The organism is Deferribacter thermophilus, assembly GCF_049472675.1.
In the GTDB taxonomy this organism is placed as follows: Bacteria; Chrysiogenota; Deferribacteres; order Deferribacterales; family Deferribacteraceae; genus Deferribacter; species Deferribacter thermophilus.
On the sequence record NZ_JAPNXM010000001.1, the window covers coordinates 261,525 to 287,129 of the forward strand.

29 protein-coding genes are annotated in these 25,605 nt (G+C 27.5%); 28 read left to right on the plus strand and 1 reads right to left on the minus strand.

All coding sequences use genetic code 11. The features are described 5' to 3' along the window. Window positions 1-2: 2 nt before the first annotated feature. Genes OWM07_RS01335 through truA form a run of 11 tightly spaced genes read left to right on the plus strand, consistent with a single transcriptional unit; the run spans window position 3 to window position 9,394 of the window. Window positions 3-545, plus strand: coding sequence for a phosphoribosyltransferase family protein (locus OWM07_RS01335; RefSeq protein ID WP_423301872.1), 543 nt, complete (start codon window positions 3-5; stop codon window positions 543-545). Continuing rightward, window positions 538-1,128 carry a hypothetical protein gene (locus OWM07_RS01340; protein WP_423301873.1) on the plus strand — a complete coding sequence of 197 codons (591 nt, stop codon included), beginning with the start codon at window positions 538-540 and terminating at the stop codon, window positions 1,126-1,128. The genes OWM07_RS01335 and OWM07_RS01340 overlap by 8 nt, the downstream gene beginning before the upstream one ends. After that, window positions 1,121-2,620: a sensor histidine kinase gene (locus OWM07_RS01345; RefSeq protein ID WP_423301874.1), complete on the plus strand. Its 1,500-nt coding sequence runs from the start codon at window positions 1,121-1,123 to the stop codon at window positions 2,618-2,620. Before OWM07_RS01340 ends, OWM07_RS01345 begins: the two co-directional genes overlap by 8 nt. Next, window positions 2,613-3,329, plus strand: coding sequence for a glycosyltransferase family 2 protein (locus OWM07_RS01350; RefSeq protein WP_423301875.1), 717 nt, complete (start codon window positions 2,613-2,615; stop codon window positions 3,327-3,329). The genes OWM07_RS01345 and OWM07_RS01350 overlap by 8 nt, the downstream gene beginning before the upstream one ends. Then, window positions 3,322-3,612 carry a lipid-A-disaccharide synthase N-terminal domain-containing protein gene (locus OWM07_RS01355; protein WP_423301876.1) on the plus strand — a complete coding sequence of 97 codons (291 nt, stop codon included), beginning with the start codon at window positions 3,322-3,324 and terminating at the stop codon, window positions 3,610-3,612. Before OWM07_RS01350 ends, OWM07_RS01355 begins: the two co-directional genes overlap by 8 nt. Next, window positions 3,602-5,206, plus strand: coding sequence for an ArnT family glycosyltransferase (locus OWM07_RS01360; protein ID WP_423301877.1), 1,605 nt, complete (start codon window positions 3,602-3,604; stop codon window positions 5,204-5,206). The genes OWM07_RS01355 and OWM07_RS01360 overlap by 11 nt, the downstream gene beginning before the upstream one ends. Next, window positions 5,185-6,675: an apolipoprotein N-acyltransferase gene (gene lnt, locus OWM07_RS01365; protein ID WP_423301878.1), complete on the plus strand. Its 1,491-nt coding sequence runs from the start codon at window positions 5,185-5,187 to the stop codon at window positions 6,673-6,675. The genes OWM07_RS01360 and lnt overlap by 22 nt, the downstream gene beginning before the upstream one ends. Window positions 6,676-6,684: 9 nt before the next feature. Next, entirely contained in the window at window positions 6,685-6,900 is a 216-nt protein-coding gene (gene tatA / locus OWM07_RS01370; RefSeq protein ID WP_423301879.1) for a twin-arginine translocase TatA/TatE family subunit, read from the plus strand. Between the two features lie 4 nt (window positions 6,901-6,904). Beyond that, window positions 6,905-7,921, plus strand: a complete 1,017-nt coding sequence (locus OWM07_RS01375; RefSeq protein ID WP_423301880.1) for a DUF1786 family protein — start codon at window positions 6,905-6,907, stop codon at window positions 7,919-7,921. After that, complete coding sequence (locus OWM07_RS01380; protein ID WP_423301881.1) at window positions 7,918-8,667, plus strand: energy-coupling factor transporter transmembrane component T family protein; 750 nt, start codon at window positions 7,918-7,920, stop codon at window positions 8,665-8,667. Before OWM07_RS01375 ends, OWM07_RS01380 begins: the two co-directional genes overlap by 4 nt. Continuing rightward, complete coding sequence (truA, locus tag OWM07_RS01385; RefSeq protein ID WP_423301882.1) at window positions 8,660-9,394, plus strand: tRNA pseudouridine(38-40) synthase TruA; 735 nt, start codon at window positions 8,660-8,662, stop codon at window positions 9,392-9,394. Before OWM07_RS01380 ends, truA begins: the two co-directional genes overlap by 8 nt. A gap of 6 nt (window positions 9,395-9,400) precedes the next feature. Here the strand turns inward: truA and OWM07_RS01390 are convergent, their stop codons facing one another. Beyond that, window positions 9,401-9,634 carry a hypothetical protein gene (locus OWM07_RS01390; protein ID WP_423301883.1) on the minus strand — a complete coding sequence of 78 codons (234 nt, stop codon included), beginning with the start codon at window positions 9,632-9,634 and terminating at the stop codon, window positions 9,401-9,403. A gap of 98 nt (window positions 9,635-9,732) precedes the next feature. On the opposite strand from OWM07_RS01390, the gene OWM07_RS01395 reads away from it, so the two are divergent. The 17 genes from OWM07_RS01395 to OWM07_RS01475 all read left to right on the plus strand — a co-directional run bounded on the left by OWM07_RS01395 (window position 9,733) and on the right by OWM07_RS01475 (window position 25,603). Beyond that, on the plus strand, window positions 9,733-10,569 hold the full coding sequence (locus tag OWM07_RS01395) for an HDOD domain-containing protein (RefSeq protein WP_423301884.1): 837 nt from the start codon (window positions 9,733-9,735) through the stop codon (window positions 10,567-10,569). Continuing rightward, window positions 10,566-12,365 (plus strand): PAS domain-containing protein, encoded by a 1,800-nt coding sequence (locus OWM07_RS01400; RefSeq protein ID WP_423301885.1) that lies wholly within the window; start codon window positions 10,566-10,568, stop codon window positions 12,363-12,365. Before OWM07_RS01395 ends, OWM07_RS01400 begins: the two co-directional genes overlap by 4 nt. 41 nt (window positions 12,366-12,406) lie before the next feature. After that, complete coding sequence (locus OWM07_RS01405) at window positions 12,407-13,990, plus strand: radical SAM protein (RefSeq protein ID WP_423301886.1); 1,584 nt, start codon at window positions 12,407-12,409, stop codon at window positions 13,988-13,990. Next, window positions 13,960-14,697, plus strand: coding sequence for a purine nucleoside phosphorylase YfiH/LACC1 family protein (locus OWM07_RS01410; protein WP_423301887.1), 738 nt, complete (start codon window positions 13,960-13,962; stop codon window positions 14,695-14,697). Before OWM07_RS01405 ends, OWM07_RS01410 begins: the two co-directional genes overlap by 31 nt. Continuing rightward, window positions 14,697-15,383, plus strand: coding sequence for a YggS family pyridoxal phosphate-dependent enzyme (locus OWM07_RS01415; protein ID WP_423301888.1), 687 nt, complete (start codon window positions 14,697-14,699; stop codon window positions 15,381-15,383). The genes OWM07_RS01410 and OWM07_RS01415 overlap by 1 nt, the downstream gene beginning before the upstream one ends. A gap of 62 nt (window positions 15,384-15,445) precedes the next feature. Next, window positions 15,446-16,207, plus strand: coding sequence for a YggT family protein (locus OWM07_RS01420; RefSeq protein WP_423301889.1), 762 nt, complete (start codon window positions 15,446-15,448; stop codon window positions 16,205-16,207). After that, entirely contained in the window at window positions 16,208-17,209 is a 1,002-nt protein-coding gene (locus OWM07_RS01425; protein ID WP_423301890.1) for a potassium channel family protein, read from the plus strand. It abuts the gene before it with no gap. Window position 17,210: 1 nt separating this feature from the next. Continuing rightward, window positions 17,211-18,179: a PIN/TRAM domain-containing protein gene (locus OWM07_RS01430; protein ID WP_423301891.1), complete on the plus strand. Its 969-nt coding sequence runs from the start codon at window positions 17,211-17,213 to the stop codon at window positions 18,177-18,179. Continuing rightward, complete coding sequence (ispD, locus tag OWM07_RS01435; protein ID WP_423301892.1) at window positions 18,176-18,838, plus strand: 2-C-methyl-D-erythritol 4-phosphate cytidylyltransferase; 663 nt, start codon at window positions 18,176-18,178, stop codon at window positions 18,836-18,838. Before OWM07_RS01430 ends, ispD begins: the two co-directional genes overlap by 4 nt. A gap of 50 nt (window positions 18,839-18,888) precedes the next feature. Continuing rightward, window positions 18,889-19,521, plus strand: a complete 633-nt coding sequence (locus OWM07_RS01440) for a site-2 protease family protein (protein ID WP_423301893.1) — start codon at window positions 18,889-18,891, stop codon at window positions 19,519-19,521. Between the two features lie 10 nt (window positions 19,522-19,531). Next, window positions 19,532-20,512: a tryptophan--tRNA ligase gene (gene trpS / locus OWM07_RS01445; RefSeq protein ID WP_423301894.1), complete on the plus strand. Its 981-nt coding sequence runs from the start codon at window positions 19,532-19,534 to the stop codon at window positions 20,510-20,512. Between the two features lies 1 nt (window position 20,513). Further along, window positions 20,514-21,218: a segregation and condensation protein A gene (locus OWM07_RS01450; RefSeq protein WP_423301895.1), complete on the plus strand. Its 705-nt coding sequence runs from the start codon at window positions 20,514-20,516 to the stop codon at window positions 21,216-21,218. Continuing rightward, on the plus strand, window positions 21,211-21,723 hold the full coding sequence (scpB, locus tag OWM07_RS01455) for an SMC-Scp complex subunit ScpB (RefSeq protein WP_423301896.1): 513 nt from the start codon (window positions 21,211-21,213) through the stop codon (window positions 21,721-21,723). Before OWM07_RS01450 ends, scpB begins: the two co-directional genes overlap by 8 nt. Further along, window positions 21,699-22,418, plus strand: a complete 720-nt coding sequence (locus OWM07_RS01460) for a pseudouridine synthase (RefSeq protein WP_423301897.1) — start codon at window positions 21,699-21,701, stop codon at window positions 22,416-22,418. Before scpB ends, OWM07_RS01460 begins: the two co-directional genes overlap by 25 nt. Then, entirely contained in the window at window positions 22,406-22,768 is a 363-nt protein-coding gene (gene queD, locus OWM07_RS01465) for a 6-carboxytetrahydropterin synthase QueD (protein WP_423301898.1), read from the plus strand. Before OWM07_RS01460 ends, queD begins: the two co-directional genes overlap by 13 nt. Continuing rightward, window positions 22,758-23,456 (plus strand): 7-carboxy-7-deazaguanine synthase QueE, encoded by a 699-nt coding sequence (locus OWM07_RS01470; RefSeq protein WP_423301899.1) that lies wholly within the window; start codon window positions 22,758-22,760, stop codon window positions 23,454-23,456. Before queD ends, OWM07_RS01470 begins: the two co-directional genes overlap by 11 nt. Then, the gene (locus OWM07_RS01475; RefSeq protein WP_423301900.1) at window positions 23,456-25,603 is read left to right on the plus strand and encodes a tetratricopeptide repeat protein; all 2,148 of its coding nucleotides are present in this window, start codon (window positions 23,456-23,458) and stop codon (window positions 25,601-25,603) included. Before OWM07_RS01470 ends, OWM07_RS01475 begins: the two co-directional genes overlap by 1 nt. The last annotated feature ends 2 nt before the right edge of the window (window positions 25,604-25,605 follow it).

Here is a 25,605-nt window from a genome sequence, read left to right on the forward strand (position 1 = left end):
TATTGAATTATAAAGATAAGTTTCTTAAAATTTTTAAAGAAAAAGCGGTAATAAATGGTGATATAATAAATGTTACAAGTTTTCTAAATCATTTAGTAGATTACGAATCATTAAGTTTGATAGTAGATTATTTTTCTTCAAAGTTACAAAATATATATTTTGATAAATTAATAACAGTTGAGAGTAGTGGAATAATCTTTACATCTGCTTTGGCTTATAAATTGAAGAAGCCATTTATAATTGTTAAGAAAAAACTACCAGTTACTATTAAAGAGTTTTATAATGTTACAAGTTACTCATTTACTAAACAGGAAACAACCTCTTTGTATGTATCTAAAGAGGTGCTAAAATGTGGTGAAAAACTCGTATTTGTCGATGATTTTTATGCTCATGGCAATACATTGAAAGCTTTAAAAGAAATATGTAGGGAAGTTCAAGCAGAAATAGTAACATCGTTAGTGGTAGTAAATAAAAGCGATAATAGAGATATAATATCTTTAATTTCAAAGGAAGATTTAATTAATATGGAGGGATTTAATGAATAGAAGGTTATTAATATTAACGCTATTTATTTTTGGGTTGATAATTACCTATATGGTTGCAAAAAGAGGGGTTGGAGAATCTGGATTAAGAAAACAGAATGATGAGCTTGTTAAGCAAGAACTAAAGCTTTATAAAATAAATGACATTGGAGTAATGTTATTATCCCCAGATGAACCGATTAAAAAAGACTTGAGTCTTAAGAGGGTGGAGACAATCAAAAATGGAATAATGTATGAATATTCTCAAGGGTCTTTTAGAATTAGTGTGGCAAGGTTTGAATATAAAAATGAAAATCCTGACATTGATGCTTTGGAGAAAGCTTTGTTATTGCAGTTTGAAAATGTGAGTAATCCACAGACATTAAAATATAAAAAAAGTTTATTAGATGAAAATGGTGTTAAAGCTAGAGTTATTGAAGGCACAATGGGCTATAAAAAGATTAAACTACCAGTAGGTTTTTATGCTAAAATTCTCACTAAAGATAAATATTTTTACCAGTTTATTGTTACTTATATTGTTAGTGGTGAAAATATTACAGAGTATGCTAAAAAGGTTTTTGAATCTATTAAGCTAATTTATGAATAACTCAAAATTTAGTAAACTACAGTTTAAAATCAGTTTAATAATTTTTATAATTTTATTGATACTTAATATTCTTGTAGGATTATACCTTTCTAATAATGTTAGAAAAAAAACTCTATTAATTGTAGAAAATTATGTCAAGACCTTACCTTTACTTGTGGATAGAGCAATCAATAATTTTATGATAAATGGGGATAAAGATGCTGTAAGAGAGCTTATTAATAATTTGAGTAAAGATGAAAATATATTAGGAATACACATTTTTGGTAAAGACAGAGATATTAATTGTTCTTATTCTAGTTCTAATACAAAATATGGCCGAGAATATATCGACTCAATTTATAAAAACTTAGGTGGAAAAGAACAGTTAAAGTTAGTTAAGACTAATAATCTAAAATTTTATTCTTACTACAGACCTTATAAGAATGAAGGGGCTTGTAGAAAATGTCATACTGACGAATCTGATTTGATAGGCGTATTAAATATTAATGTAGATGTAAATAGAATTACTAATTTACTTAGCAAGGAAGCAATAAATGTAATAATTACATTAATCTTATTTTCAATTATTTTAACAATTCTACTTTCTTATATGTTAAATAGATTAATTATTCATCCTTTAAAAATTATAGAAAAGGGGATGATACAAGTTGCGAATAACGATTTAAATGTTCGCATTAAGTTAAATACGAAAGATGAAATTGAAAGATTAGCAAAGTTTTTTAATTATATGGTGAGCTCTTTGAAGAAAGCTAATAGAAAAATAGATAATATGCATAGAAATATGCTCCATGTAGATAGATTGACCACTATTGGTCAACTTATGGCTTCTATTAGTCATGAAATAAAAAATCCATTAAATTCTATTATGATAAATTCAGACCTTTTGATAATGTATTGCGAAAAGATAGGTAGTGAGAAAACTAAAAAATTAGTCGAAAGTATAATCAACGATGCAGAAAGGATAAGAACTATTATTGATCAAACATTGAGATTTTCAAAATACACACCAAATAATGTTGAATGTTTAAATGTGAAGGAATTTTTAAAAGATATTGAAGCTTATGTTAAAAGAATCTTATTTGATAAAGATTATATAAGCTTTGAAATACATAAAATTGGGGAATGGAGGGATTGTTTTATTAAAATTTCAAGAGTGCAGCTTGAGCAAGTTTTTATAAATATTATAAAAAATGCTATTGATGCAGTAAGTAGCGCAGAAAATCCCAAAGTTATATTAGAGATAGAGTGTGAAGATGATTTTATAATTTTTAGGTTTAAAGATAATGGTGTTGGGATGAGTGAAGAAGTGAAAAAAAATATTTTTAATGAGTTTTATACTACAAAAAAAGATGGTACAGGTATGGGGTTAAGTATTGTTAAAGATATTATAGATGCACATAATGGCCAAATCTTTGTTGAAAGTGAACTAAATAAAGGGACAACATTTATTGTAAAATTGAAAAGGGATAAAGAGGAATTTAAAAATGATTAATAAAATTTCTTTTGTAATACCCGTCTATAATGAAGAAGAGAATATCAGACCATTATATAATGAAATTACGCTTGTTGCGAAAAATTTGGGTTATAATTATGAAATTTTATTTGTGGATGATGCGAGTAAGGATAAAAGTTTGGAGATAATAAAAGAGTTATCAGTAGTTGATAGTTATGTAAAATATTTGTCTTTTAAGAAGAATTGTGGGCAATCTGCAGCTTTGTATGCTGGATTTCAAAATGCATCAGGAGATGTCATAATAACGATGGATGCAGATTTACAAAATGATCCAAACGACATCATTGAAATGATTAAGTATTATCCTGAATATGATGTTGTTAATGGATGGAGACACAATAGACAAGACAGTTTATCTAAAAAGATAGGGAGTAAAATAGGTAATTTTGTGAGGAATCTTTTAACAAAAGAGACAATAAAGGATACAGGCTGTGCATTAAAAATATTAAGAGCTGATATGGTCAAAAGGATAAAAATGTTTAAAGGCTTGCATAGATTTATCCCCACTTTAATGAGATTAGAAGGTGCTAAGGTTATCGAAGTAAAGGTAAATCATAGACCAAGGATTTATGGTAAGTCGAAATATACAAATTTGAAAAGAGCTATCGAAGGGTTTTATGATTTGATTGTAGTAAGATGGATGATTAAAAGATTTTTATATATTGAAGTTAAAGAAAAAAATGTCTAAAACAGAAATTATAATGTTAACAATTGGTTTTACTGGTCAGTTTTTGTTTTTTATGCGTTTTTTTGTCCAATGGATTTATAGTGAAAAGATGAGAAAAAGCGTTATCCCTATAGCTTTTTGGTATTTTAGCTTAGGGGGGAGTATTTGCTTATTAACTTATGCAATTTTAAGAAAAGATATTGTATTTATTGTTGGTCAATCTACAGGTTTTCTCATTTATATACGAAATCTTTATTTTATACATAAAGAGAAAAAGAAAAAGATGTTAGAAAATGACAAATAAAAAAAAGATTTATATTTTTTTAATATTTTATTTTTTGATATCTATTTATCCTCTAAAGTATGTGCCACTTTTTGAAACTACAGAAGCAAGGTATGCTGAAATTGCTAGAGAGATGGTTGTCTCTGGTGATTTTATAGAACCTCGCTTTAATGGCATAAAACATTTTCACAAACCACCCTTTGCTTATTGGATGATAGCTGCAGGTATTAAGATATTTGGTGTAAATGGTTTGGGCGCAAGGTTTTTTGGTGTTTTTGCTGCAGTTATCTCAATATTTTTTCTGTACAGATTATCAAAATTATTTTTAGAAAATGAGGAGGATTGTTATAATACAGCTTTGATTTATGCAACAAATTTTCTTTTTATCGCTATATCAAGAATTACATCTACTGATATTTACTTGACAATGTGGACTGTAATTGCTCAATATTTACTTTTTAAGCAAATATATCATGAAAAGTCATATTTTAATGCGTTGCTTTATGGGGCTACGCTTGGGTTTGGTTTTTTAACAAAGGGGCCAATCATATTTCTTTTTACAATTTTCCCATTTTTTGTTGCGAAATTTTTTGATAAAAACCATAGAAAAGTTTTTTCATTAAAAGAGACTTTTTTATCGATTGTAATGTTTTTGTTTATTGCATTACCGTGGTATATTGCAGTAATTATAAAAAATCCTGAATTATTAAATTATTTTCTAAAAGTTCAAACTGTTGATAGAGTAGTAACAAATAGATTTCATAGATATAAGCCTTTTTACTTTTTTATATTTGTATTTATTGGTGGTTTTTTGCCATATACATTTTATTTTTTTAATTATTTGAAAAGATTAAGAAGTGTAGATGTTAAGCTTAAAACTCTGTTTATCTATTTTATTGCTCCTTTTATAATTTTTAGTATTGCTAAAAGTAAGCTTGAGACATACATTTTACCAATTATCCCTGTTTCATCAATCATGGCATATTACGGCTACAAAAATTTAAACAAAAATTTGTTTAGATATTTAATCATTGGAATTTTATTTGTAATAGCTTTTGGTATAATGATTTCTGGTTATTTATATCCACCTTTAAATGATTTTAAAAAGACATCTGTTTTATATGGTATTTTGGCAATGTTTACTGTGTCTTTAGCTATAATTAATCTAAAAACAGAAAAATTTCTAAGCTCTGTTGCTTTTTCTATGATTGCTTTTACTTTTATTGTTTATTTGGTTTTACCAGTAATTGGACCAAATATTAAAGGTTACAGACAGATGAGTCTTTATATGAATAAAATAGATCCTAAAAATAAAATTGATGTTTTGGTCTATAAAGGTTTTATACCTTCAATATCTTATTATAGAAACAAATTAGCTATAATAGCCTTTGGTAAAGAAAGAGAGATACAATTTGAAAAGGATAATTTTTATAAAAATTACTATTTAACAAGTTTTAATGAAGTGAAGAGTTTTGTGAATAAAAGAGATGAGTTTTTTTTGGTTACAAGACCAAAATATATTAATGAATTTAAAAGTAAATTTTTGGTAAGTTGTAGTGAAATTTTTAAGCAAAGAAAATATAGTGCTTATTTATGCAAAAGATTAAAGAGGTAGTTTTATTATTATCTTCTGTAGTTTTGCTTATATTATCCACTCCTGGTTTTGATTGCTATTATTTTGCTTTTGTTGCACTGGTGCCATTTTTCTATCTGTTAGAAAGCTTAAATTTGAAAAGATCTATAATTTTTACTTATTTTTTCTCAGTTATTTTATACACCATAACCTTAAGCTGGATTGTAATAACAGTAAGTGATTTTGGAAATGCTCCAAAAATAATAGGCTTTCTTATTCTAATACTATTTGCAAGCTATTTATCAATTTATTGGCTTTTATTTGTATATTTTTATAAAAAAAGGTTAAATATACTTTTTTTGTCAGTTATTTTTGTTGCGCTTGAACTTATTAGGGGTTTTTTATTTACTGGTTTTCCGTGGATTAATTTAGGAATAACACAATACAACAATAACTTATTAATAAAGTTATACAGTATTGTTGGTGAAAATGGTGTATCATTTATTATAATTTTAACGAATTTACTTCTTTATAATTTAATTACTAGTAGAAAATTGATTTATTTATTTAGTGTTATTTGTTTAATTGTTTTTGTATTTATAGTAAATATATCAATTAATTATGATAATAATGGAAAAAAAGTAAATATTGCTGCTATTCAGCCTGCTTACAGCCAAAAAGAAAAATGGAATCCTAATAAAAAAGAAGAGCTTATAAATAAGGTGTTAAATATGTTTAACTCTTTAGAAGATAACTTTGATTTGATTATAATGCCTGAATCAATTTTTCCAACATTCTGCAATGAGGATAAATGGATAATAGATTATTTAAGAAAGAATAAGAAATCTGATGGGGTTATTTTTGGATGTCTAAGATATGAAAAAAAAGAAAAGATAAGGTATTATAATTCTGTATTTTTTATAGATAACGAAACTGTTAATTTTTATGATAAAATACATTTAGTCCCTTTTGGAGAATATTTCCCTTTTAAAAATTTATTAAAACCTATTGAATATTATTTTTTTAAGGATAGTGAGGATTTTAGCGCTGGTAATAAATTTACTGTTTTTAAAAGTAATAATTTAGCTATTGCTACACCTATATGTTATGAATCGGCTTATTCATCTATTGTTAGAAAATTTTTTAAAAAGGGGGCAAACCTTTTTGTTTTTTTATCTAATGATAGCTGGTTTGGAAACTCTAAAGGTAGATATCAGCATTTAGCTATTGATATTATTAGAGCTTTTGAGTTTAATAGAACAATTGTTAGAGGGACACAGTCAGGTATTTCTGCATGTATTGATCCATTTAATAAGAAAGTAGTTTCTTTAGGAATAGATGAAAGTGGGATATTAAAGTGTAGTTTGCCAGTTTTAAAAAAATCAACAGTTTTTTCAAGATATGCTTATATATATCTGTTGTTTTTGTTTTTTATTGGTATTATATTTGAACTTTATAAAAGAAACTTGTTGATAAAATTTATAAAAAAATATAAAAGGTTAAGGAATTAGGAGGTAAATATGTTTGGATTGGGTACACAAGAATTACTTATTATTTTAGTTATTGTTTTAGTTATTTTTGGTGCAGGAAAGTTGCCTCAGATTGGTGAGGGGCTTGGAAAAGCAATTAAAAACTTTAAAAAAGCTGCAAATGAAGCAGAAAATGCTGTGGATATAACTCCAGAAGAGCCAAATAAGCAAGTTGAAGCAAAAGGGGATGAGCAAAAAGACGCTTAACTAAATGGTTGTATTGTCTATTGATATAGGTTTAGGCACTGCTGATTACCTTTTGTATGAAGAGGGGGTAAACCCAGAGAACTTCATAAAATTGATTTTACCTTCTCCCACTAAGCTTTTTTCTAAAAAAATAAGTAATTTTAATGGAGTTTTGACTGTTGGGGGGTATACAATTGGAGGGGGGTTTATCAACAAAAGTTTAAAACGATATTTATCTACGAATAATGTAATTTTGTCTAAAGATGCTGCTAAAACAGTGAGTGATGATTTAAGTGAAGTGATTAATGAAGGTTTCAAAGTTGTAGAGGATATTGTTAATCCGGACATTTTTTTGAAAGAGATTGATTTAGAAATTATAGATTTTATTGAAAAAATGTGTGGTAGTAAAATTGATAAGGTGTTAGTTGCTGCCCAGGATCATGGCTTTGAGAAAGGGAAATCTGATAGAGTTGTTAGAATAGAGTTTCTCAAAAAATTTTTGAAAGATGGTTTATTAAAGGCAAAGTTTGAAAAAACAGTTGTAATTCCCAATAGTTTTTCTAGGTGGAACTCTTTGAAAAAGCAGCTTTTAGATATAGCTATTTTTGATTTTGCAATTTCCGATACATCTGTTGTGGCAAGTCTTGGTGCAGCATTTGATGCTAAGAGTTTTCCTTGTGTGACTGTAGATGTTGGGAATGGACATACTTTTATTGCTTTGATAGATAAAGGTTATAAAATTTCAGCTTTTATAGAGCATCATACCTCAATGTTAAGTAAAGAAAAGATATTATCATACATAGCAGATTTATGTTTATATAAGATAAAGCATGAGGATATTTTTAATGATGGTGGGCATGGTGCACATATTTATTATAAAATAGATGAAATAGACATACAAGATATCCCTATCTATGTTACTGGCCCAAGAAGAAAAGAATTATTTGATAACTATAATGAAAGAGTAAATTTTGTTTCACCATTTGGTGATGTGATGATTACTGGTAATGTTGGATTGTTAATGCAGCAGTCTTTGGTATGAATAAAGTTTATTTTGGAAAATATATAGCGACGAATTCTTATATTCACAATTTTCATGCTTTTCTAAAGTTCTTACTTATATTGTCAATGATATTGTTTATTTCAATTATAAAGAGTGTGGCATTGCTATCGATTTTATTAATTGTTGTTTTAGTTACTGCAAAAATTTCCAAAATAAAAATTAACATTTTAATATCTTATGTAAAACCATTTTTAATTTTATTAATATTTACTTTTTTACTACAGCTTTTTTTTACAATAGATGGACATTTAAAATTTGATATATCAAATCTTAATTATAGTATTTTATATACAATGAGATTTTTAATGATTATATTATTATCAGCTATATTGACAATTACATCATCCCCTTTTGACTTGGTAAGAATAATTTATTTAATGTTAAAACCTCTTAAAGTTTTTAAAGTTAGTGTTGAAGAGCTTGCTATAACATCTGTTCTTGCAATAAGGTTTATCCCTTTAATTTTTGAGGAAGCTGAAAAGATTAAAATTGCACAAAAAATAAGAGGAGAAAATAGAAGTTTTATCCAGAACCTATTTCGTATAGAAGATTTTATAATTCCGCTATTAAATAGGATATTTTATTTTGCAGAGCAAATTAGTATAACCTTGATGTATAAAAGGGATTGGGAGAAGATTTTAAAATTTAATTTTCCAAATAAGAAAGAGTTTTTTTTATTTGTTATGTTAGAAATATTTATTTTAGTAGGTTGTATTTATGTATAAGAAAAAATGTATTGTTGAATATGATGGGACAGATTTTTATGGTTGGCAGCGGCAAAAGCACCTTAGAACTGTGCAGGGTGAAATAGAAACTGCTTTGTCAAAGATATTTAAAAAAGATATAAAAATTGTTGGATCAGGAAGAACTGATACTGGAGTGCATGCAATTGGTCAGGTTTTTCACTTTACTACTGATAGATTTTTAGAAAATAGGTCTATACTTATGGGGTTAAATAGTTTATTACCAAGCGATATTGTAATAAAAGACGTAACTGATGTTGATATCAGTTTTCATGCACAAAAATCAGCTAAAAGTAAGACCTATTTATACAAAATTTTTAATAACCCCATCAGGTCAGCCCTTTATAGGAATAGAGCTTGGTGGATTAAAGATAAAATTGATGAAAATAAATTATATGAATATCTTAAATTTTTTATTGGAGAAAAAGATTTTAGTGCTATGTGCTTGAAAAAAAGTGTGCCGGATAATCCTATTAGAAAGATAAATTTTATTAAAGTGGTAAATAATCGACCCTTTATAGATATTGAGATTAATGCAAACGGTTTTTTGCATAATATGGTTAGGAATATTGTTGGAACTGCAATAGATTTATATTTTCAAAAGGAAGAGCCAGAAAAAATAGAGGAGATAATATCAAGTAAAGATAGAGAAAATGCTGGTCGTACAGCTCCAGCTCATGGACTGTATCTGAAAGAAGTTTTTTATTGAAACTAATTAGCCAGCATGCGGTTTAATAAAAACTAATGTTTCCATCATGACATATCTTTCATACCATTTTTTAAATTCATTATCAATCCATTCTAAATCGAGTTGTGTAAGGCTTGATTTTAGCTGCTCTAATTCTACTTTGTAATTTTTTAGCTCATCTCTTTCGGATATTGTTAAAAATTCATAACAATCACTCATTTCAACTATTTTCTTTTTTAGCTCTAAATATCTTTCTTTCATGTTGCCCTCTTTAAAATTTTTAGAATTATTATAATTAAAACAGTTTAAATTTCAAGTTTTAGAGTTGATTTTTAGTTAAAATAAAGTATAATTTAAATATGAAATTTGATAGTGATGTAATTATTAAAAAGGCAAATAATATACCTCCATTACCGCAAATAGCTGCTCGTGTTTTATCTATTTTAAAAAAGGAAAATTATACTTTATCAGAAATAGTTTATTTAGTTTCAAAAGATTTAGGTTTAACTACTGAAATTTTGAAAATGGCTAATTCTGCTATCTTTTCCCCAAAAGAGGAAATTAAAGATTTGAGACATGCTATTGTTATTTTGGGTGAAAAGAATTTAAAAAACTTATTGATAGCACTTTCTATGAAAAGCTATTTTTATAATGATGAGACAAAGATTGAATTAGCCAGAGGAATTTGGGAACATTCATTATGTGTAGCAATTTTGATGAGGATTTTGGGTAGTTACAAAAATATAGATACTGGAGATGCCTTTTTATTGGGCATTTTACATGATATTGGTAAAGTGATATTTTTATTAACTACACCATTTTATGATGAAATAGTTAATATAACAAAAAAAGGTGGTGTGAATTCCATTGAAATAGAGTCAAATCTTATAGGTTTTAATCATGCAGAAATAGGGGGGTATGTTTTAAGTAAATGGGGTTTACCTGAGCTGTTTTATGAAAAGGTTTATTATCATCATGATATGACAATGTATCAAAAAGATGATATGTTAGCTTTATTAGTGGTGTCAAACTGTTTGATAAATAAACGAAAAATTGGTTTAAATATTTATGACGAAGAATCTTTTAAAATAGCAAATAAAAAGCTTGATTTATCAGAGGATATAATTGATTCTGCAATGATGGATTTTGATGAGATTTATAAAGAAGAAAAAAGTTTATTTGAAGGTAGAATATGAATATTCTAAAAAACGAAAGTGTATTAAACTTTATTAATAATATGTCAACCCCTTTAGTGATTTCCTCTTTAGAAGGGAAAGTATTATATGCCAATGATGAAGCTTTAAATTTATTTAAGATAAAAAAGGGAGATTTGGGAAAAATAAATACTAAAAGTTTTTACTTTAACATTAAAGATAGAGAAAAAATTATAAATTTAATTGAAGAGGAAGGTTTTGTAAAAAATTTTCAAATAAGACTAAAAAAAACTGATGGCTCAAGCTTTTTGGCATTATTATCTGTCTCAAAATATCGCAGTGATGATGATAACTTTGGACTTATATTGACAATTAACGATATTACGGATTTAGTTGAAACCAAAAAAGAGTTGGTTTTATTTAAGGAGATAGTTTACAATTCGCCTCATTTAGTTTTGATAACAAATGAAAATTTTACACCTTTGTATAGAAACAAGTCATTTGATGATATTATCATGGTAAAAGATATAAGTTTTGAAGATTTACCTTTTTTTGAAGATCATAATAAAGTTAAACATAAAATTTTAAATAACCTAAAAGAGAATAAATATTATACAGATACAGTATATTTTACATTAGATAATAACCGATATGTGTTTGCTTATGTTGTCTTTAAAGTTGTTTTTGATGGTAAAGATTATCTTGTTTTTATCTTTAAAGATATAACCTATCAGATTTTATTAGAGGAGGAGCTGGCTAGAAAGGGTAAAATCGAAGCAATCGAAAGGGTTATCAAGATGTTTTCTCATAGGCTCAATGATTCATTGACTGGTATTATGTCTTATACATCTTTAGCTTCAAATGAGGTTAATGATAAAGCAAAAGATTATCTCTTCAAAATTACTGAGATATGTGATGGCATAGCTTCAATGCTTGATAAGATGATGATGTTTATAAAAGTTAAAGATATATCTGGAGAGTTGTTCAAGGTTGATGAAGCAATAGAAGAGTTTTTAGAAGAGTATAATGATATTTTTGTCAAAAGTATATCTTTAGATGTGAATCTAAATTGTAATTATTATGTCAATTTGAATAAAGATATTTTTAAGAATGTTATTTTTAGTATGATTATGAACAGTATTGAGGCTTTAGATGATTCAAAAAAAGATTCAAAGCAAATAGTTATAACTACAAGTATGCAAGAGGAAGATGGCAATAAATTTGCAATAATTGAGCTTTTTGATAATGGTATAGGGATTAAAGAGGAACATTTAGATAAAGTTTTTGATCCATTTTTTAGCACAAAACATGATAAGCATGGTATTGGGTTAGATCTCGCAATGGTTTATGGATATATAAAAAACAATGGAGGTAAAGTAACAGTTGATTCAAAAGAAAATGAGTATACCAAATTTACTATTAAAATACCCATTGTAGAGGTAGTAAACTCGAATAATGAAAACAAGGTAGATAATAAAAAAGCTACTATATTTGTACTTGATGATGAAGAGATTATTACATTATCAATTTCTGAGTTTTTAAAATCTAAGGGGTATGAAGTTGTTGTGGCTAATTCCATTAAAGAGGCTATGAAAACACTTGAAGAGACAAGCTACCCCTACGATTTGATAATTTCTGATATTGTTTTAAACGATGGTAATGGGTATGAGTTTATCAATGCGTATAATAAGAAATTTGGTCTTTGTAAAGTGATTTATATATCAGGTTTCAGCGATATAGAAAATAACCAAATACCAAGTTCGGAACATGTATTCATAAAAAAGCCATTTAAACTTCCTATGTTGTTAGAAAAGGTTGAATATTTACTTGGTAATTAGTATCTATGGTCACTTTCAGCTAAAAGGTATATTATAATTTAATGGAAAAGTGGTCAGTAATAAATCATTATAGAAAAATATTGAATCAAGAAGAAGGATCAATAAAAAAGTTTGGTAAAGTCAAAATTGCTCTGGTTTATCCTAACAAATACGATATAGCTATTCAAAATTTGGGGTTTCAGCATGTTTATAAAAGATTCAATGAAATTGAAGATGTTGTTTGTGAAAGATTTGTGTTGGACTATATTGAAGATAATTTGTCTATTGAGTCTCAAAAGTTTATTAGAGAATTTGATATCATTGCACTATCTATAAATTTTGAAGAGGATATTTTGAGATTTATTCAATTTTTAAATAGTGAAAGAATCCCAGTTTTTAAAGAGGAAAGGGGTGAATTTTATCCTCCAATTATTGCAGGTGGTGCATTGGCATTTATCAACCCAGCAATATTAACAGATATAGTTGATGTAATATTACTTGGAGATATTGATCCAATATTGAATAAAACTAAAGATATTTTTAGAGAGTACTCTAAAAAAGAAGAATTTATAGAGAGGCTGTTAACTTTTGATTTTGCGATTTCAAAGGAAAAGTACCCGGGTAAGATTGCCTTAAGAGAAAAGAATGAGATTATAAGCTCAGTTATTATAACAGGTTTGGGTGAGTTTGCAAATGAATATTTAGTAGAGCTTTCAAGTGGCTGTAAATATAGCTGTAGATTTTGCACAGCTACTTTTGCATATCGCCCTTTTAGAATATTTGATTATAATTTGGTTAAGAAAGATATTGTTCATTATAGATTTTCTGATAATATTGGATTGATTTCTGCAGCATTTGGCGATTTGCCTGGTATTAATCATTTATTAAAAGAATTTATGGATTATAACTTAAAAGTTTCAGTTTCATCTTTAAGGGCGGATACTTTAACAAAAGAAATTATAAGCTCTTTAAAAAGCTTAGGAGTTAGGTCAATAACGATTGCAGAGGAAACCTGTAGCCCAAATCTAAAAAAATTAATAAATAAAGAGATAGATGAAGATACTGTTTTAAGTGTTGCAAATATGATTGCAAAGGAAGGTATAGAAAATCTAAAGCTTTATTATATGATCGGTTTGCCAGGAGAAACTTTAGAGGATGTAGCGTTAATCGTAAAGAGAATCGAAAATATAGCGAAAATATTTTTAAATACTCAAAAAGAGTTTTATAACAGATTGGGAAGAATTAGAGTTTCAATCAATATTTTTATCCCTAAACCAAATACCCCTATGCAGTATTTTGGTATAGACAATAAATCATCTTTGAATAAAAAAATAAATTTATTAAAAAGTGGATTGGGGAAGATACCAAATGTAAAATATGATATAATGAATTATAGTAATGCATTGTTACAAAGTTACTTATCCAGAGCTGAAGATGATATTAGAGAATTTTATAAGAGTTATTTAAATAATAACTTTAGAGTTAAAAAAGCGTTAAAAGATATTGATGCTATGAAAAAGGCTGAGCAGTTTTTTGATGAAAATTATACTTTTATTTGGGAAAAGATGGTAATACCAAATTTTGATAGAGAAATTATTAAAAGAGAGTTTTTAAAGTGCAAAGAGATTCTCAAAAATTATTATTAATTAAACCAAAAAAGTTGTCTTCTCCTTATAAAATTTTTACTACAACGAGATTAGGTGGATATTCTGTAGGAGTTTATAAAAGTTTAAACTTTGGTTATTTTACAGGTGATGATTTAATAAATATTGAGAAAAATTATGAAGCTTTAAAAGATTATACTGGTATTAAGAGGATTATTACTCTTAGACAGATTCATGGATCTAAAGTTGTAGTGGTTGATAAAAATTCAGCATCATTTAAAGAAGGGGATGCGCTTTTTACAAAAGCTCAAGGTGTAGGTTTGGGGATTTTGACTGCTGATTGTTATAGTGTACAGATTGTGAGTAAATCAGGGAGTATAGCAAATTTACATTGTGGTTGGAGATCTGTTTATAATGGAATAATTGTTAATGCCTTAAGGCATTTTCAAGATGAAAAAATATCAAATGTAGTAATTAATGTTGGGATTTGTGAAAAATGTTTTGAAGTAAAGGATGATTTTATAAATTTAACAAAAAAAGTGTTTAATTTAGATAAAAATTTGCGTAAATTAAATGGTTGTTATTTTTTTGATTTAAGAAGTGAGATTGAAGATATTTTTTTAGAAAATGGTATTGAAAAAAATATTATTGAGCATATAAGATGTTGTCCTAAATGTGATGAAAATTTTTACTCCTATAGAAGGGAGAAAGTGACGGGAAGAATGATTAGTATGATAGTGAGGGATTAATGATTTGTAAAAACTTAGAAATTATATGGGAAAAAATTGATAAAGCTGCTAATAAGATAGGTAAAAGTAAAGATGATATTACATTAGTAGCTGTTAGTAAAACATTTCCTGTAGATAAAATAATCGAAGCTTATGAATGTGGTCAGAAAATTTTTGGAGAGAATAGGGTTCAGGAAGCTTTAAAAAAGGTAGAGGTATTAAAAGATAGATACCCTGATATTAAATTTCATTTAATTGGACATTTACAAAGTAATAAAGCGAGGTATTTAAAGAATAATTTTACTCTTATTCACTCTGTAGATAGAATTGAAATAGCAGAGTTAATAAATAAATACGCAAAAAAAAATAATTTGGTTCAAGATATACTAATACAAGTAAACTTAGCTGAAGAGCCTCAAAAATCTGGGGTTTTATTAAATGATTTTGATAAGCTTATGGAAACTGTTTTAAGTTGCGAAAATCTAAAATTGAGGGGATTGATGATGATACCACCATTAGTGGAAGATGCTGAAATGAATAGACCTTTATTTGCAAAAATGTATGAACTTTTTGTTAAAACAAATGACAAATATAATATTAATATGGATTATTTATCGATGGGGATGAGTGATGATTTTGAAATAGCAATTGAAGAGGGTGCTAACATGGTTCGGATAGGTTCTGCTATTTTTGGAAAAAGGGGATAGATATGTGGTTTTTCTCATTTATTATTAAAGCATATATTGTTTTACTGATATTAAGAGGGGTGATGACTAGACAGGAATTATACTTTAACCCTCTTGGTAAATTAGTTGCATCATTTACAGAGCCGATTTTTTCTACTATGTTTAGCAAATATCCACATGAAAAAAGTAAAAAGTTTATACCTTTATTGATATGTGTTTTAACGGTTATACTCGCTTTAGTATTTTGGACAATTAATAAAATTAGTCTTATATATGCTTTAATTGGTGCAATAGATGATATTTTAAGGTTTTTAATGTTGTTTTATATTATTTCTTTAATTTTAGGTAGTGTGTTAAATACATCTTTTCAAGCTTCTGTATATACTACTTTTTTTCACAGAATAGGTTTACCCGTTGTTAAAATAGTAAGAACAATTGTTAATATACCAGGTAATGGTGTTGTAGTTGCAGCAGTAATTTTTATTTTTATCATTTATGTTTTGGCAAATAGTGGTTTGCAAATAGTTTTTAATATTTTAATAGCAAGAGAAATTAATATTGTTACCATATTGTTGGTTAATACAAAATATGGGTTAATGAGTTTAGTAGATTTGTTACAGATTTTAACTTGGCTTATAATTATAAGAGCTTTAATTTCATGGGTAAGTCCTGACCCATACAATCCAATAGTACAATTAATTGTAGCATTAACAGAGCCTGTTATGGGGCCTTTTAGGAGGCTTATCCCACCTATTGGTTTTATTGATATTTCTCCAATTATTTTGATATTTATAATTCAATTTTTAAATATTTTTTTAAAAAGATTATTGGAGTTGATCTTTTAAATGTTAAAGTACAGAATTAGAAATATATTAATAGGTTTTGCTATTTTAATATTTATAACTTCAATTGGGACTTTAGGATATGTGTTAATTGAAAAAGCAAATTTTTTAGACTCTCTATTTATGACTATTATTACTATTTCAACTGTGGGTTATGAAGAGGTATTTCGTTTATCAGATAAAGGGAAATATTTTACAATCTTTTTAATTTTGACTGGTACAGGTACTCTTGCTTATATTGGTACTCAAATATTTGATTTGATAATAGCTGGAGAGTTAAGAAGAACTTTTGGGAGAAAGAGGATGGATAAAAAAATAAGTAAATTAAATGGTCATTATATTATTTGTGGTTATGGTAGAATGGGGAAAATTATAGCCGCTCAATTAAAAGAAAAATCGATACCTTTTGTGATAATCGAAAAGGATGAAAAGTATATTCATGAATTTGATGAAAAGGAGTATTTATATATTATTGGTGATGCTACTAAAGAGGATACTTTAGTTAAAGCAAATATTTTGTATGCAGCGGGCGTTATATCTGTTGTAGAATCTGACGCAGAAAATGTGTATATCACATTGACTGCAAAAGGTTTTAGTAGTGATATAAAAGTATATACAAAAGCAATGGATGCTGAGGCAAGTTCGAAAATGTTTTGGGCAGGTGCTGATAGTGTTATCTCACCTTTTACTACTGGTGCCTTACAGATTGCAAACGCTATTATTAAACCTAATGTTACAGAGTTTTTAGAGTTAGCATTAGGGAAAAATGACTATAATATCGAAGTTGAGGAAATAAAAGTTAAAAAAGGTTCAAAGTTTGATGGTAAAACTATTTTAGAATCAAATATCAGAAAGTTTGGATTGATTGTGATTGCTATAAAAAAGAATGATAAAAACTTTATCTATAATCCAAGTGCAAATGAGGTTTTAGAATCTGATGATGTGCTTATTTGTCTTGGGCGTAGAGAGGATTTTGAAGAACTAAAAAGGTTTTTAAGAGGTTAATATGTGGCTTTTTAGGTTGATTTATTCAATTATTATTATGTTTGTTTTTGTTTTTTTAAGAGACAAGATTGGTGTAGAACTTAATTATGCCGTTGCTTACGGCTTTGGTGTAATTTTGGCAATCAATATTTTAGAAATACTTATAACAGATTTGAAAAGTTTTAGAATTTTAAGCGGTATTGTTGGCGGTATCTTATTTTTAATTATAAGTTATTTGATATTATCTCCGCTGGAATCTTTTGTTACAAGTGAACCTTTAAAATTGGCTATATATTTTGTGGGAACTTACATAGGTATTTTAATTGGTTATAAAAATTATACAATTTTAGAAAATTTGTTATCAAAGATATCGATTGTACCAGTTAAGACAAAGTATGTGAGAATTCCAAAGGTTTTAGATACATCTACTTTGATTGATGGTAGAATTTTAGATATTATTGAAACAGGTTTTATAGAAGGGGAGGTAGTTATTCCAGTATTTGTTCTAAAAGAGCTTCAAAATATTGCCGATTCTCATGAACATCTTAGAAGGCAGAAAGGTAAAAGAGGGCTAAGTATTTTACAGAGATTAAAAGAACAAAAAAAGATCCCTGTGAGGATTGATGAAACTGATTATCAGAATATCGGTACTGTGGATGAAAAGCTTGTTAAATTAGCTAAAAAATTAAAAGGGAAAATAATTACAACTGATCATAATTTATTAAAAGTGGCTGAGATTCAAAATGTAGAAGTTTTAAATATTAATAGTTTAGCGATAGCTTTAAGACAGACTGTACTTCCAGGGGATATTTTGGAAATATATGTTGTAAAAGAGGGTAAAGAGCATAATCAGGGGGTAGGCTATTTGGAAGATGGAACAATGGTAGTAGTGGAAAATGGAAGGCATTTAATTGGCGAGAAGATAAGAGTAGAAGTGACAAGTCTATTACAAACAGAGACAGGCAGAATTATATTTGCAAGGCAAAGATGATTATTGATGCAATTATCCCTGCAGCAGGTGTGGGCAGTAGATTTAATGACAAGATTAAGAAGCAATATTATGAAATAAATGGTAAACCGATATTATATTATACATTAAAGAATCTTTCCATGTCGTTCAAATTTAATAGTTTTATAATTGGATGTAATTTGGATGATAACGAATTTATACTTTCTATATTGAATATGGTTGGACTAAAAAATTATAAACTTGTTAAGGGGGGGAGTGAGCGTTTTTATACAGTTTATAACTGTGCCATAAGTTCTTCAGCAGAATATGTTCTTATTCATGATGCTGTAAGACCATTTATAAATAGTGATATTGTTGATAGATTATTAAAAAGATTAAAAGATTTTGATGCTGTAATATGCGGATTAAAAGTTAGAGACACCTTGAAAATCGTTGAAAATAATAAAATAGTCAAAACAGTTGATAGAGAAAGATATTTTTTAGCTCATACTCCACAGGTTTTTAAGAGAGAAAAGCTAATTAAAGGGTTTGAAAATATTTTTGAGAAGAATATTTTTGTAACTGATGAGGCACAAGTGATGGAAGAGATAGGGGAAAGTGTTGGAATTGTTGAATCTGATATTAGAAATTTAAAAATTACATATTCTGATGATATCTCTTTTATAGATAAATTTCTTTAGATTTAAATATATTTTGACATTGTTTTACTAATTTGGTAAGAATTCACTCTATGTTTGATATAAACAATTTCTTTCAACAATTAAGTATTGCTTTGCTCCCTTTTTTAGCTGCTGTTACTTTTCATGAGGCGTCTCATGGTTATGCAGCATATTTCTTAGGGGATGATACAGCAAAAAGAGCAGGAAGACTGACTTTAAACCCTTTTGCTCATATCGATATTATGGGGTTACTTGTCCTTTTTTTAACGAGATTGTTTGGCTGGGCTAAACCAGTTCCAGTTAATTTTAATATTGTAGCAAGAAAAAAATATGGGATAGCAATTGTTGCGGCTGCAGGTCCTTTAGCAAATTTTATTTTAGCACTAATATCATCAGGCCTTTATCATATATTTGCTAGTATAGAGACATCTAATATTTTGATTAATAAGATATTGGTTCCTCTAACTTTAATGGCAATATATTCTGTTCAAATCAATATAGCATTGGGTATTTTTAATTTGTTACCAATACCACCTTTAGATGGTGGGAGGATATTGCAAGCTTTTTTACCACCTTCAAAACAAATATTTATGATAAAATATGAAAGGTATGGTTTTATACTAATTTTATTATTGTTAATAACAAATGTTGTAGATTATTTTATTTTTCCTGTTATACATTATTTTGTTAAAATATTATTGTAAGAGGGGTAATATGGAAAAAGTATTGAGCGGGATGAGACCAACTGGTAAACTACATATTGGACATTATTTTGGAGCTTTAAAAAACTGGGTTGATTTACAGGAAAAGTATGAATGCTTTTATTTTATTGCGGATTGGCATGCATTAACCACTACTTATGAAAATCCTGAAAATATAGAGGCTTATAGAAGAGATCTTGTATTAGATTGGCTTAGTGTAGGAATTGATCCAGAAAAAAGCACTCTTTTTATCCAGTCCAAAAATTTATATCATGCTGAACTTTTCGTATTATTATCTATGATTACACCTGTAGCATGGTTAGAGAGATGCCCATCATATAAAGAAATTAAAATGGAATTAAAGGATAGGGATTTAAATAACTTGGGTTTTTTGAGTTATCCTTTATTGCAAACGGTGGATATAATACTTTATAGTGCTAAATATGTGCCTGTTGGTATTGATCAATTACCTCATATCGAAATTAGTAGAGAGATTGTGAGAAGATTTCATCATCTATATAATTGTGAAATTTTTGTCGAGCCTGAAGGGTTGTTAACTGAAGTTCCAAAACTTTTAGGAACTGATGGAAGAAAAATGAGTAAATCTTACGGCAATACTATCATGCTTAGTGAAGATTTAAAGAGTGTAGAGAAAAAAATAATGACAATGATTACTGATACAAATAGAAAAAGAAGGAGTGATCCTGGTAATCCAGACATTTGTCCAATTTTTGATTATCATAAGGTTTTTTCTACCGAAGATGAAAAAGCTGAAATAATTGATGGATGTAAAAATGCAAAAATTGGGTGTGTGGATTGTAAAAGGATATTGTTAAAGCATTTAGTGGAATTTTTAACACCTATTCAGGAAAAGAGAAAATATTACGATAATCTAATTTCAGATATTGATGAATTTTTAAAAGATGGGCAACAAAAAGCGAATGAAACTGCTGGAAAGATTATGGAGAGTGTTAGAAAAGCTATGAGAATTTAGTATGAGTGATTTGTTAGAAATTAAACTTGATAATTTTGAAGGTCCTCTAGACTTGTTAATACATCTTATTTACAAGAATGAAATGAATATTTATGATATTTCTATATCTGTCATTGCTGATCAATTTATTAGTGCTATAAATGCAATGGAGGAGATGGATATCGAAGTGGCTTCAGATTTTATTCAAATGGCATCATATTTGGTGTATTTGAAGTCCAAGTTACTTTTGCCTCAAAATGAAGTTATTCAGGATGATATAGATATTGAAGAAGAAAAGTTTTTATTTACACAACGATTGATAGAATACTCCTTTTTTAAAGATGTTGCGGCAATTTTAAGTGAGATGGAGAGTAGATTTAACAAATATATGTCAAGAGAAGAATCTATTTTATTAGAAAAAGATGAAATAGAAACTTATGATGCTTATAAAATTGCAAGATTGTTTTTTGAATTATTAAATAAAGAGGAGAAAAAAGTAATTAAGATAGAAAAGAAAAATATTGATATTAAGGAAGTAATTGAAAAGATTAAATCGATTGTTTTTGAAAAAAATGAGATTTTTTGGAACCATATAATCGAAAATTGTACAAATAAAATGGAAGTTGTTGTGAGTTTTCTGGCTATTTTGGAATTGATTAAATTGAAATTGATTTTAGCTATTCAAGAGAGTAATTTTTCAAATTTTTTGGTGAAAAGGAATGGATGAAAGAAAGGTATTTTTTGCAACACTTTTTTTATCTGGCAAACCAGTAAGTTTAAAAACTTTTAGGCAAATAATGGAACCTGTGAATTTAGAAAATAGGTTGTCTGAATATGTCGAATATTTTAACAATCTCGATTTGGGGATTAAAATTTTGCCTGTAGCTGGTGGTTATCAAATGGTATCGGATGATGATTTACATAGTATTTTGGTAGAAATATTTGGTGAAAAAAATGAAAATTTTTCCAAAGCTACTTTAGAAACTTTGGCAGTTATTGCATATAAACAACCAATAACAAAGGCTGAAATTGAGCAGATAAGGGGTGTAAATAGCACAGCGATTATCAAGAATTTATTAGATAAAGGTTTTATTAAAATTATTGGCAGAAAAGATGTTCCTGGAAGACCATTACTTTATTGTACAACTAATAAATTTTTAGAATACTTTGGTTTATCAGATTTATCAGAATTACCTACATTTAGAGAATGGCAAGAGCTGAAAAAGAGTTAATTAGACTAAATAAATTAATTGCATTAAGTGGGAAATATTCAAGGCGAGATGCAGATAGATTGATTTTGAGTGGATTGGTTACAGTTAATGGTAGTTTAATTACAAATCCTGCTGAGAAATTTACTATTAATGATGAGATAATAGTTGCTGGAGAAAAGCTTCAGTTTAAAAATAAAATTTATATTAAATTTTATAAACCTGTTAATATGTTAACATCTTATGTTAGTTACAAAGGGAAAAAATCGTTAGCTGATGTTCAGTTTTTTAAAGAAAATAAGCTTGGGTATTCGGGAAGGTTAGACTATAAGAGTGAAGGGCTGATTTTATTTACTAACGATGGGGATTTGATTTATAAAATACAACATCCTGCTAATAAAGTGGAAAAAGAGTATATAGTTGTTGTTGATAAGCTGCTAAAAGATAGAGAAGAGAGACTGGTCGAAAAAGGTTTGAAAATTAAAGATTTTAAATATTTACCTTGCAAAATAAAATATTTGGGAAATTATACATATAATATTATTTTGATAGAAGGTAAAAAAAGGGAGATTAGGAATATATTTAAATATTTTGGAATAAATGTTAAAAAATTGGTGAGAATTAGAATTGGGCCTATAAAGCTAAATGGGCTTAAACCAGGAGAATATAAATATTTAACAGATGAAGAATTAAAGGAGTTGAGGCAATGTTTAAATTAAGAGTTATTGATCACTTTGCGAGTGCACATTTTTTAAGAGATTATAATGGTAAATGTGAAAACTTACATGGGCATAATTGGAAAGTAGAGGTTTACTTAGAAGGTAACGAGCTTGATAAAACAGGAATGCTTGTTGATTTTAAGGTAATTAAAAAAGAATTGAAAAACGTTACAGAAGAGTTAGATCATATTTTTTTGAATGAACACGAATATTTTATTAAAGTTAACCCCACAAGTGAAAATATTGCGAAATATATATATGATAGGCTAAAAGTTAAGTTTGGGGATTTAGTGAGCTCTGTTGTTGTTTGGGAAAGTGAAACAGCTGCAGCAGAGTATTATGAAAAATAGTGCCTATATAAAAGAAATATTTTCATCCATACAAGGTGAAGGGAAATATGTAGGTGTAAGACAGATTTTTATACGATTTGCAGGTTGTAATGTAAATTGTAAAAACTGTGATACTGATTATATAGCTAAAAGCTATTTTTACTGTAATAATAAAAGATACAAAAATCCTCTTTCACCTTCAGAGTTAGAAAAGATTATTGATGAAAATTTTAAGCTTAATATGTATCATTCAATAGCTTTAACTGGTGGGGAACCTTTAATCCATAAAGATTTTCTAAAAGAGTTTTTGCCACTTATTAAAAGTAAGGGGGTGAAAATATTTTTAGAAACCAGTGGAATTTTGTTAGATGAAATTTTTGAAGTAGAACAATATATTGATATTATTAGCGTAGATTTAAAAATTTATGAGTCATTTGGAGTGGAGTGTGATTTAAAAGAAATCGGTAAATTGGTTTCTTTGTTAGATAAAGTGTATTTTAAAATTGTAATTAGTGAAAATATAGATTTAGAAAAAATGGATAAAATCTTAAATTATATTAAAGAAATGGGGGTAAAGGAACTATATTTACATTTTATTAATAATAAATTTAATCTAAGGATACTTGATAAAATTTTAGATTTATGTTATTGTTATAACATTATGGGATACTTTATTCCACAAATACATAAACTGGTAGGTATCAAATAATGGGGCTTTTTGGAAATAAGGAATTAACTTTTGGAGATATAAAAAAGATATACTTAAAAGGTAATTTAAAAAAGGCTTTAAAAGAGTGTAAAAAATATTTGGCTAATCATGCAGATGATTATGATGCCTTAAATTTGATTGGTGATATCCAGTATAAACTCGGACAAAAAAATGAAGCATTGAATACCTATAAAAAGCTTATTGATGATTTGGAAAAAGGTAAATATTTAGATAAACTGATTGCTCAGATAAGAAAAGTTTTGAAGTTTTATCCTGATGAATATGATTTATATAGAAAATTGGCTGAGGCATTTGAGAAGAAAAAGCTGAAAGGGGAGCAATTAAGAACCCTAATGTCATTAAGTGATTTATATGAAAAAAATGGTTTTATAGATAAATCAATAGATATACTAAAAGAGATAACAGAAATTGATAGAACAAATTTAAATAATTATGTGAAGGTATTAGAACGGTTAGATAAATTTGGTAAAAGTTTTGAAATATGTAAATTTTTGTTTTCAGCTTTATCTATGGTATATGAGAAATATACTGCTGAAAAATCTGATATAGCTAAAAAGTATTTGTTTGAGTTTTCTGATTATGCATTAAAGCATAAATGTGATTTATCAGAGCTTATCGTGTTTATGGTACCGTTTTTTGAGGAAAGGGAGGAGGATAAAGATAAATTTATTGAGGCTGCAAAATTATATTTGAAAAACGATTTTAATGAAGATTTGTATAGACTTTTTAAAAAATATTACCCAATTGACTCTGATTTAGATTACTATTTAAATTTAAAAGATAAGTATAAAAAAGTGGATATTTACAGTGATCTTGCTGAATATTTCTTAAAAAAGAGCGATAATGATAATTTGAAAAAGCTCATTGATGAAATTAATAACTTACCCGATTATGATTTTAATTTAGATTTTATAAATATTGTGGAGTCTGTTTATCAACAAACTGATGATACAGAACTTTTGGATGGTTTGGTTGTTTTAGCAGGTAAATGTAAAGCAAAGAATTTACAAATAGAAATTTATAAAAAAATGTCAAATATTTACTATGAAAATGGTGAGAATGAAAAGGCTGAGCGCATTATTGATTATATAAATGAACTTGAGCATGGTGTTTTGATAGCTGATAAAGAGAGTGAACCACTTGAAGAAACAACTGATTTTCAATCTTTAGAGGAAAGTGACACCATTGATTTAGAAACAACTAGTTTTGATATTTTGAAAAATGATGTGGAGTTGGATTTAGATATCGATTTAGATACTACTAAATTTGAAGATGATACTTTGTCAAATGAGACAGATATTTCAGCAGATAGTAATTTAGAAGAGAGTTTTGATATTGATTTAGATTTAGTAAATGAGCAAGAAGAAGAAAAAATAATGGAGCTTGCTGAAGATGTATCTATAGTAGAAGAAGAAACGGAGTTTGATGTAACACTTGATGAGTTTGATTTAGAAGATTTTCAATCTGAAACAGAAGAAAAGGTTGCCTATGAGAAATTGGAAGGTGATGAATTAGAAGATATAACAGCTAAAGAAAATGAACAAATAGAACAAATAGAAATAGAAGAGATAGAACCTGAGTTAAAAGAAGAATCATCCTCTGAGGTTTTGAAGTTTTCTGATGAAGAAACAAAAATATTAGAAGCAATGCGTAAAAGTATTGAGGATGTGGTTTCTGAAGATGATTATGAAACTCATTATGACTTAGGCTTAGCTTATTTTGAGTTAGAATTATTTGAAGATGCAATTGAAGAGTTTAAGAAATCTTCTTATGGTGAGAAAAGGTATGAAAGTTTGCATATGTTAGCTGAATGTTATAAAAAGTTAGGTAAAATAGATGAAGCGGCAAATATCCATAAACTTATTATTGCTGATTATGATGATACAGAAAAGATTAAAACTTCTTTATATGAGTTAGCTACTATTTATGAAGAAAAAGGTTATAAAGACACTGCTAAGAACTATTTTGATAAATTGAGTATGTTGGATAAAGATTTTAGAGATGTAAGGGATAAAGTAGATGATAATATGGTTGTTGAAAGTGATCAAACTTCTGTAGGTGAAGAGCAGATAAGTGTTTTAGATGATAAAACAAAAAAGAAGAAAAAGAAAATTTCATTTTTGTAGGT

Coding starts and splice junctions, on each gene's coding strand:
- tatA (WP_423301879.1), top strand. CDS start 6,685: ATGTTTGGATTGGGTACACAAGAATTACTTATTATTTTAGTTATTGTT.
- queD (WP_423301898.1), top strand. CDS start 22,406: ATGTTTAAATTAAGAGTTATTGATCACTTTGCGAGTGCACATTTTTTA.
- OWM07_RS01375 (WP_423301880.1), top strand. CDS start 6,905: ATGGTTGTATTGTCTATTGATATAGGTTTAGGCACTGCTGATTACCTT.
- OWM07_RS01430 (WP_423301891.1), top strand. CDS start 17,211: ATGTGGCTTTTTAGGTTGATTTATTCAATTATTATTATGTTTGTTTTT.
- OWM07_RS01355 (WP_423301876.1), top strand. CDS start 3,322: ATGTCTAAAACAGAAATTATAATGTTAACAATTGGTTTTACTGGTCAG.
- OWM07_RS01405 (WP_423301886.1), top strand. CDS start 12,407: ATGGAAAAGTGGTCAGTAATAAATCATTATAGAAAAATATTGAATCAA.
- truA (WP_423301882.1), top strand. CDS start 8,660: ATGTATAAGAAAAAATGTATTGTTGAATATGATGGGACAGATTTTTAT.
- scpB (WP_423301896.1), top strand. CDS start 21,211: ATGGATGAAAGAAAGGTATTTTTTGCAACACTTTTTTTATCTGGCAAA.
- OWM07_RS01400 (WP_423301885.1), top strand. CDS start 10,566: ATGAATATTCTAAAAAACGAAAGTGTATTAAACTTTATTAATAATATG.
- OWM07_RS01475 (WP_423301900.1), top strand. CDS start 23,456: ATGGGGCTTTTTGGAAATAAGGAATTAACTTTTGGAGATATAAAAAAG.
- ispD (WP_423301892.1), top strand. CDS start 18,176: ATGATTATTGATGCAATTATCCCTGCAGCAGGTGTGGGCAGTAGATTT.
- OWM07_RS01340 (WP_423301873.1), top strand. CDS start 538: ATGAATAGAAGGTTATTAATATTAACGCTATTTATTTTTGGGTTGATA.
- OWM07_RS01345 (WP_423301874.1), top strand. CDS start 1,121: ATGAATAACTCAAAATTTAGTAAACTACAGTTTAAAATCAGTTTAATA.
- OWM07_RS01360 (WP_423301877.1), top strand. CDS start 3,602: ATGACAAATAAAAAAAAGATTTATATTTTTTTAATATTTTATTTTTTG.
- OWM07_RS01450 (WP_423301895.1), top strand. CDS start 20,514: ATGAGTGATTTGTTAGAAATTAAACTTGATAATTTTGAAGGTCCTCTA.
- OWM07_RS01425 (WP_423301890.1), top strand. CDS start 16,208: ATGTTAAAGTACAGAATTAGAAATATATTAATAGGTTTTGCTATTTTA.
- OWM07_RS01395 (WP_423301884.1), top strand. CDS start 9,733: ATGAAATTTGATAGTGATGTAATTATTAAAAAGGCAAATAATATACCT.
- OWM07_RS01350 (WP_423301875.1), top strand. CDS start 2,613: ATGATTAATAAAATTTCTTTTGTAATACCCGTCTATAATGAAGAAGAG.
- OWM07_RS01420 (WP_423301889.1), top strand. CDS start 15,446: ATGACTAGACAGGAATTATACTTTAACCCTCTTGGTAAATTAGTTGCA.
- OWM07_RS01470 (WP_423301899.1), top strand. CDS start 22,758: ATGAAAAATAGTGCCTATATAAAAGAAATATTTTCATCCATACAAGGT.
- trpS (WP_423301894.1), top strand. CDS start 19,532: ATGGAAAAAGTATTGAGCGGGATGAGACCAACTGGTAAACTACATATT.
- OWM07_RS01415 (WP_423301888.1), top strand. CDS start 14,697: ATGATTTGTAAAAACTTAGAAATTATATGGGAAAAAATTGATAAAGCT.
- OWM07_RS01380 (WP_423301881.1), top strand. CDS start 7,918: ATGAATAAAGTTTATTTTGGAAAATATATAGCGACGAATTCTTATATT.
- OWM07_RS01390 (WP_423301883.1), bottom strand. CDS start 9,634: ATGAAAGAAAGATATTTAGAGCTAAAAAAGAAAATAGTTGAAATGAGT.
- OWM07_RS01440 (WP_423301893.1), top strand. CDS start 18,889: ATGTTTGATATAAACAATTTCTTTCAACAATTAAGTATTGCTTTGCTC.
- lnt (WP_423301878.1), top strand. CDS start 5,185: ATGCAAAAGATTAAAGAGGTAGTTTTATTATTATCTTCTGTAGTTTTG.
- OWM07_RS01460 (WP_423301897.1), top strand. CDS start 21,699: ATGGCAAGAGCTGAAAAAGAGTTAATTAGACTAAATAAATTAATTGCA.